Origin of the sequence: Brevundimonas sp. (genome assembly GCF_036659295.1) — a bacterium.
Taxonomy (GTDB): Bacteria; Pseudomonadota; Alphaproteobacteria; order Caulobacterales; family Caulobacteraceae; genus Brevundimonas.
Genome location: NZ_JAVXCU010000054.1, coordinates 1 through 4,956, shown reverse-complemented (window position 1 = coordinate 4,956; position 4,956 = coordinate 1). Strand labels below are relative to the sequence as shown.

5 protein-coding genes are annotated in these 4,956 nt (G+C 60.7%); 2 read left to right on the top strand and 3 right to left on the bottom strand.

Going from position 1 to position 4,956, the window contains the following annotated elements; genetic code table 11:
* Both RSB01_RS10115 and RSB01_RS10110 read right to left on the bottom strand, forming a co-directional pair.
* The coding region (locus tag RSB01_RS10115) for an alpha/beta-hydrolase N-terminal domain-containing protein (RefSeq protein WP_332625405.1) at positions 1–513 on the bottom strand (513 nt) is incomplete at its 3' end.
* A gap of 47 nt (positions 514–560) precedes the next feature.
* Positions 561–1,313 (bottom strand): methyltransferase, encoded by a 753-nt coding sequence (locus RSB01_RS10110; RefSeq protein ID WP_332591471.1) that lies wholly within the window; start codon positions 1,311–1,313, stop codon positions 561–563.
* A 163-nt stretch (positions 1,314–1,476) separates the two neighbouring features.
* Here RSB01_RS10110 and RSB01_RS10105 point away from each other — a divergent pair, with 163 nt between their 5' ends.
* Positions 1,477–2,451 carry a polyprenyl synthetase family protein gene (locus tag RSB01_RS10105; protein WP_332591476.1) on the top strand — a complete coding sequence of 325 codons (975 nt, stop codon included), beginning with the start codon at positions 1,477–1,479 and terminating at the stop codon, positions 2,449–2,451.
* A gap of 134 nt (positions 2,452–2,585) precedes the next feature.
* On the opposite strand, the gene RSB01_RS10100 is transcribed toward RSB01_RS10105, so the two are convergent.
* Positions 2,586–3,791, bottom strand: coding sequence for a pyridoxal phosphate-dependent aminotransferase (locus RSB01_RS10100; RefSeq protein ID WP_332620410.1), 1,206 nt, complete (start codon positions 3,789–3,791; stop codon positions 2,586–2,588).
* Between the two features lie 122 nt (positions 3,792–3,913).
* On the opposite strand from RSB01_RS10100, the gene RSB01_RS10095 reads away from it, so the two are divergent.
* Positions 3,914–4,606: a VTT domain-containing protein gene (locus tag RSB01_RS10095; RefSeq protein WP_332590063.1), complete on the top strand. Its 693-nt coding sequence runs from the start codon at positions 3,914–3,916 to the stop codon at positions 4,604–4,606.
* Positions 4,607–4,956: the final 350 nt, after the last annotated feature.

The following is a 4,956-nucleotide window of genomic DNA, read 5'->3' as shown; positions in this document are numbered from 1 at the left end:
GAACAGGGCGAGGGCGACGATAACCCCCGTCAGTATGGCGATCTTCTTGGGCAAATGCCCTGACAGGCGTGATGACACTGTCGCCACAGAGCGACGGAACAGGCGGCCGATAGCCAGCAGGATACAGGCAACCACAAGGGCCACACCGGCAATGGTGAAGGGGCGCACGCTTTCGACCGGCGGCAATCCCATGACGCGATGCACGTCATTTTGCCAGCCGGCAGCCAGTATCAGGGCCGCCAGTATCAGAACTGCGCCGAGGATCAGGGCTGTGAAATAGATGCGACGCAAAAGCAGCGGTTTTGGGACCGGCAGGCCCAGCCATCTCCATAATGACGAAACCAGAACCCCGATCCCGTAACCGGCGGCAAAGCAGCACCCTGCCAGGACGCCTTGAAGCAAGCCGGTGCGCGGCACCAGACTGGGGCTAAGGGCGGTGAAGAAGCACATTGCCCCGAGCAGGATACCCAACGAGGACACGACGCCGAACGGCCTCAGTATTTTGCGCCACATAGCAGGCTCCTGTGCGTGCGGGCTCGGGTCCGAGGCCCGATAAGGACTTACTCGAAATACAGTGTGGTTTCACCGCGCAGGATGGCTTCGGCCTGCGACGTGTGTTTGGGGCCGGTACGGTTGTGCAAGATGAGTGGCGGCAACAGGCGAAGCGGGGCCTTGCCGGTCTTGATGGCCTGAACCAGCACACGCTTGGCCGGTTCGTCGGCAAAGGAGTGGATGGGGCGGATGGCAAACGATCCGGCCTTGGGAGCCATCAGGCCCAGAATATCGGCCAGACGGTCGGCGCGGTGGATCATCACCATTCGGCCCCCTTCGCGCACCGACTTGTTGAGGAACTGCACCCATGCCTTCAGACCGTGATCGGCCATCCATGCACCGCGCTTTTCCTCCATCGGGGCGCGCATCGCGCCAGGGTCGTCGAAATAGGGCGGGTTGGAAATAGCCCAGTCATGCAGGGGCAGTTTCAGCGATTTGAAGCCTTCACCGATATCGCCATTGATAATGGTTGCGCGGTCGCTGGCCCCGTTGAGGGCGGCATTGTGTTTGGCCAGTTCATAGGCAAACGGATCGCGTTCAATGCCCGTCAGGGTCAGATCGGGATGGCGGGCGGCCAGTTGCAGCAGAACCGCACCCGCGCCACAGCCCGCCTCGATGAGGCTTTCGCCTGCACGCGGCTGGATACAGGCGGCCAAAAGGGCGGCGTCCATGCCCGCACGATAACCGCGTGCGGGTTGGCGCAAAGGCACACGTCCACCCAAAACGTGCGTTTCAGTGGAGGCAAGGGTAGTTTCTGGCATTGGTTCGGCTTGACCCGTCATGGTGCCGCTACCATTGTGCGCGCCATCGCTTCGGGGCAAGTCGAGGCGTGTGGATTTTAGGCAATTCCCCCATTTGCCTCTGACTTCGAAAGAGATTTTCGTGGACGCAGCTCTCGCCGTCGCACCGCGCCCTATGGGCGATGTGAATGCTCTCGTCACTCTGGCCAAGCCGGATATGGCCGCCGTTGATGCCTTGATCATCGAGCGTATGCAGTCTGATGTGCCGGTTATTCCGGCCTTGGCGGAACACCTGATTTCCGCTGGTGGCAAGCGTTTGCGCCCGCTTTTGACCGTGGCTTCGGCGCGCGCCTGTGGCGGTGAGGGCGATATTCTCGCCGCCCGCAAACTGGCGGCGTCGGTCGAGTTTATTCACACGGCGACCTTGCTGCACGACGACATTGTGGATTCGTCCGAGATGCGACGCGGCAAGGTGGCGGCGCACCTGATCTGGGGCGCGGCTTCGTCGGTTCTGGTGGGTGACTTCCTGTTTGCCCGAGCATTCGAGCTGATGGTGGAGACTGATTCTATCAAGGCGCTGGGTGTTCTGGCCACAGCATCGTCGGTGATCGCCGAGGGTGAAGTGCTGCAACTGACCCGTTCGCACGACGTGAATCTGGATGAAGACACCTATCTCCAGATCATTCGCGCCAAGACGGCGGAACTGTTCGCTGCCGCCTGCGAGACGGGCGCGCTGGGCGCGGGCGTATCGGTCGACAAGGTTGCGGCCTTGCGCGAATACGGCATGGCACTGGGCATTGCCTTCCAGCTTTCGGACGATGCGCTAGATTACGGCGCGACCTCCGAGGCTCTGGGCAAGAATGCCGGTGACGACTTTGCCGAGGGCAAGGTGACACTGCCGCTGTTGCTGGCCATCGAGCGCAGCAAGGGCACCGAGGATGCGTTCTGGGAGCGCACCATCCATCGCGGTGACCGCAAGGATGGTGATTTCGAACAGGCGCTGAAGATTATGAGCGGTACGGGGGCGATCATTGCCACGCTGGATCGCGCCTATGAATATGCAGATCAGGCCAAGGCGGCTCTATCGATCCTGCCGGACAGTGACTGGCGCAAGGCTCTGGAAGCCGTCGCCGACTACGCGGTCAGCCGCGGGGCTTAAAAGCACTAAAGATCACAAAGGGCACTGGCGATTTAAGGTCAGTGCCCTTTTTGCTGCTCGCTGGGTAATCGCAAAGAAAAAGGCGCTGCGGGTTACCCCACAGCGCCCTAATCCCTGTCCGGGTTCGGACCGAACTATTTCAGCGAAGCGCAGAACTTCTGGATGCGGGTGCAGGCTTCGGCCAGCACAGCATCGGAAGTGGCGTACGAGATGCGGAAATAGGGCGACAGGCCAAAGGCCGAGCCCTGAACCACAGCCACGCCTTCGGCATTCAGCAGTTCGGTGGTGAAGACCTCGTCGTTTTCAATGACGACGCCCGACGGTGCGGTCTTGCCGATCAGGCCTGCGCACGACGGATAGACATAGAAGGCCCCTTCCGGCGTAGCGCAGGTGATGCCTTCGGCTTCGTTCAGCATTTTAACGACCAGATCGCGGCGGGCCTTGAAGGCCTCGGCGCGCGGAGCCAGAAACTCTTGCGTACCGTTCAGCGCTTCGACAGCGGCCCATTGCGACACGGAGGTCGGGTTCGAGGTCGTCTGGCTGGCGACTTTACGCATCAGGTCGATCAGCGGCTTGGGGCCACCGGCATAACCGATGCGCCAGCCGGTCATGGCATAGGCCTTGGACACGCCGTTGACGGTCAGGGTGCGGTCATAAAGGTCCGGCGCAACCTGAGCGATGGTGGTGTACTCAAAGCCGTCATAGACGAGGTGCTCGTACATGTCGTCGGTCAGTACCCAGACGTGCGGGTGCTTGCGCAGAACAGCGGCCAGAGCTTCCAGTTCGGCAGCGGTATAGGCCGCACCGGTCGGGTTGGACGGGCTGTTCAGGATGATCCAGCGGGTCTTGGGCGTGATGGCCGCTTCCAGCACTTCGGGACGCAGTTTGAAGCCGTCGGCTTCTTCGCCAACAACCATGACCGGCTCGCCGCCTGCCAGCAGCACCATATCGGGGTAGGACACCCAGTACGGGGCGGGCACGATCACTTCGTCACCCGGATTCAGGGTGGCGAGGAAGGCGTTATAGATGACCGGCTTGCCGCCCGGAGCGACGTGGATCTGGTTGGTGTCGTATTTCAGGCCGTTGTCGCGGGCGAATTTGGCGGCAATCGCAGCCTTCAGTTCCGGCATACCGTCGGCGTCGGTATATTTGGTTTCGCCGCGCGAAATGGCGTCGATGGCGGCTTGCTTGATGTTCTCGGGGGTATCGAAGTCGGGCTCGCCTGCACCAAGGCCGATGACATCGCGGCCCTCGCGTTTGAGCTCGCGCGCACGGGCAGTCACGGCCAGAGTGGCCGAAGGCTTGACGCGGGCGAGGGCGGACGACTGAAGGCTGGACATAGCTATCCCGTCTAAGGAAATGAACAAAAATGCCGGTAGGCGTGGCTAGATACGCATACGGGACCTGTTGCACAATGTTTGTGCGCGTATGGCAGGCTAGTTCCTTCGTTTGAGCGAGATTTATGCGACATATCGTCGATTTTTTGATGCAGATGGAAGGCAAGCGCTGGCGCGTACTGCTGGCGGGTGTCCTTCTTCTGGCGGCCATCAGCCTCGTATTTGCGGTGGGCAAGCAGCAGTTTGCCCATAGCGAGGAAGAGCTTGCCCTGTGGCTGTCCGGATATCGGGCCGGGCCGTGGGGACTGGTGGCGGCGATTGTGCTGTTCACCGTGGCGGCGTTTGTCGGTGCGCCGCAATTTATCCTGATCGGGCTGTGTGTTCTGGCGTTCGGGCCGTGGCACGGCTTTGCCTATAGCTGGATCGCGACCGTGGTGTCGGCGGCGGTCACCTATTGGCTGGGACGCGGACCGGCGGCCCTTTGGCTTGAGAAGATCGGCGGCGAAGGGTTCGAGCGCATGAAGACCTTTGTTGGCCGCAATGCGTTTGTGGCCAGTTTCATCATTCGCAATGTGCCGTCGGCACCCTTTATCGTGGTGAACTCGGCCTTTGGTGCGGTGCGGGCGGGGTTCTGGAGTTATCTGGCGGGATGCGCGCTGGGTGTCCTGCCCAAAACGGCCATGGTCGCTTTCTTTGGCGGGGGCTTTATGACGGCCGTAAAGGGGGATGGCGTCTGGACCTCGGTCATCTTGTCGGTGATCGGGTTGACGGCTTTGGCGGTGATGCTGTGGGTACGTGAAATCATCCGTCGCCGGTAAATGGCCGAAACAAGCTTTGCCCTAGTGAATACGGGGTTGATGTTCCTGAAAGGGATATCAATTCGCCTCATTGATGACTTAACTATCATGCCCCTTTGACAAGGTGGTGATGGCAGTTGCTTAGGCGCTTGCAATCGTCGCTTCATAAGGGCAAACCGGACATTCGGTCGGCTGGCATACGATCATAAAGACTCGGGGCGTCATTAAAGGGCGGATCGGGGACAGGGGTGTAGCCAGCGCGGACTCAATTTCTTTCTAGCGCCCATTCTGGCCCGAAACACACAAGCGGTAACCGACGCCCATGTTTTCACCCCTCTTCGGCATGATTTCCAACGACATCGCGATGGATC

Bases quoted from the DNA above. Each gene is read 5' to 3' on its own strand.
- RSB01_RS10110 (WP_332591471.1), bottom strand. From the start codon at position 1,313: ATGCCAGAAACTACCCTTGCCTCCACTGAAACGCACGTTTTGGGTGGA.
- RSB01_RS10100 (WP_332620410.1), bottom strand. From the start codon at position 3,791: ATGTCCAGCCTTCAGTCGTCCGCCCTCGCCCGCGTCAAGCCTTCGGCC.
- RSB01_RS10095 (WP_332590063.1), top strand. From the start codon at position 3,914: ATGCGACATATCGTCGATTTTTTGATGCAGATGGAAGGCAAGCGCTGG.